This window comes from Actinacidiphila oryziradicis (assembly GCF_005047355.1).
In the GTDB taxonomy this organism is placed as follows: Bacteria; Actinomycetota; Actinomycetes; order Streptomycetales; family Streptomycetaceae; genus Actinacidiphila; species Actinacidiphila oryziradicis.
In genome coordinates this window covers 1-2,048 of the sequence record NZ_SUMC01000300.1, presented here as the reverse complement: position 1 = coordinate 2,048, position 2,048 = coordinate 1, and the positions used below count along the sequence as shown (strand labels likewise).

General features: G+C 74.7%; 1 protein-coding gene. It reads left to right on the top strand.

Annotated elements, in window-relative coordinates; translation table 11 throughout:
- Window positions 1-2,048: polyketide synthase dehydratase domain-containing protein (locus tag FCI23_RS55385; RefSeq protein ID WP_136731719.1), on the top strand; the 2,048-nt coding region annotated here is incomplete at both ends.

Here is a 2,048-nt window from a genome sequence, read left to right as displayed (position 1 = left end):
TCCCGCTGCTGCTTTCGGAGGGCGATGAGCTGGACCTCCAGGTCACGGTGGCCGCGCCCGACGAGGACGGTCACCGTGACATCGCGATCTACACCACGCCGAGCGAGAGCAGCGGGCAGGAGAGCGTCCAGCCCACCTGCCACGCCCGCGGCAAGCTCGGCTCGGAAGTCGAGCCCCCTGTGCCGTTCCCCGCGTCCTGGCCGCCGGCGGGCGCCGTGCAGGTCCCGGTCGAGGGGCTGTACGACAAGCTGGCGGAGGCGGGCTACGAGTACGGCCCGCTGTTCCAGGGGCTCCAGGCGGTGTGGCGCGACGGCGAGCGGGTCTACGCCGAAGTGGTCCTGCCGGAGGAGGACGCCGGCTCCGCCCAGGGGTTCGGCATCCACCCGGCGCTGCTGGACGCCGCACTCCACGGCAGCCTGCTCGACGCGCAGGCCGGTTCCCAGGTGGGCCTGCCCTTCTCGTGGTCGGGCATATCGACTGGGCCGGCATCCGGGCCGCGGGCCCGGGTCATGATCACCCCGGCGGGCGACTCCGCGTACCGCTTCGACCTCGCCGACGACTCGGGGGCCGCGATCGCGGCGGTGGACGCCGTCGCCTTCCGTACCGTCGACCAGGCGCAGCTCGAACGCACCCAGCGGAACGGGCAGGACAGTCTGTTCACGGTGGACTGGGTTCCGGTCCGGGCCGCGGACATCGCCGGCCTGGTGCCGGCGGCGGTGCTCGGCGATCTGGCCGGCCGCGGCGAGCGGTACGCGGACCTCGCCGCGCTGACCGGCGCGGTGGCGGCGGGTGCGGCGGCGCCGGACGTGGTGGTCGCCGCGGTCGGGGCCGCACCGGGTGCCGGTGAGGAAGCCGACGCCGTACGTGCGGTGGCGGCGGAGACGCTGGGGCTGGTGCAGGAGTGGCTGGCCGCGGAGTCCCTGTCGGGCGCGCGGCTGGTGCTGGTCACCCGGGGCGCGATCTCGACAAGCGGCGAGGCGCCGGACGTGGTGGCCGCGCCGGTGTGGGGTCTGGTGCGCAGCGCGCAGTCGGAGCACCCGGGGTGCTTCGTCCTGGTGGACCTTGATCCGGAGGCGGACCCGGCCGGCGGCGACGGCGGAACCGGCGGCAACGGCTGGGATGGTGACCTTGCCGGTGGCGGAGGCGTGGGTCGGGACTGGGCCGCGCTCGCCGCCATGGCCGAGGCGCAGGTCGCGGTGCGCGGCGGGCAGGTGCTGGCGCCCCGCCTGACGCGGGCGACTGCCTCGACGGCTCCTACCGAGGGTCCGTGGCTGCTGCAGGCGGTCACGAAGGGGTCGTTGGAGGGCCTGGCGCTCGTACCGTCCGATAAGGACCGCCCGCTGGGCGTGGGCGAGGTACGGATCGCCGTGCGGGCCGCGGGCCTGAACTTCCGCGACGTTCTGATCACGCTCGGCATGTACCCCGGGGAAGCGCCCCTGGGCAGTGAGGCGGCGGGGGTCGTGCTGGAAACCGGTGCCGAGGTCACGGACCTGGCGCCCGGCGACCGGGTGATGGGCCTCATCCTCGAGTCGTTCGGTACGGCGGCGGTCGCGGACCGGCGGATGGTCGCGCCGATGCCCGCGGGCTGGTCGTTCGAGCAGGCGGCCGCGGTGCCGGTGGTGTACCTCACCGCGTACTACGGTCTGCTGCACCTGGCCGGGCTGTCGGCCGGGGAGCGCGTGCTGGTGCACTCTGCGGCGGGTGGCGTCGGGATGGCCGCGGTGCAGATCGCCACGCGCCTGGGCGCGGAGGTCTACGCGACCGCGAGCCCGTCCAAGTGGGAGTCCGTGCGGGCGCTGGGCGTGCCGGCTGAACGGATCGCGTCCTCACGGGACTTGGAGTTCGCGGACACCTTCGCCCGGGCGACCGGCGGCGAGGGCGTGGACGTGGTCCTGGACGCGCTGGCGGGCGAGTTCGTCGACGCCTCCCTCGGTCTGCTGCCGCGCGGCGGCCGGTTCGTTGAGATGGGCAAGGCCGACATCCGCGACCCCCAGGTGATCGCCGACACCCATCCCGGGGTGCGCTACCGCGCGTTCGACCTGTTCGAG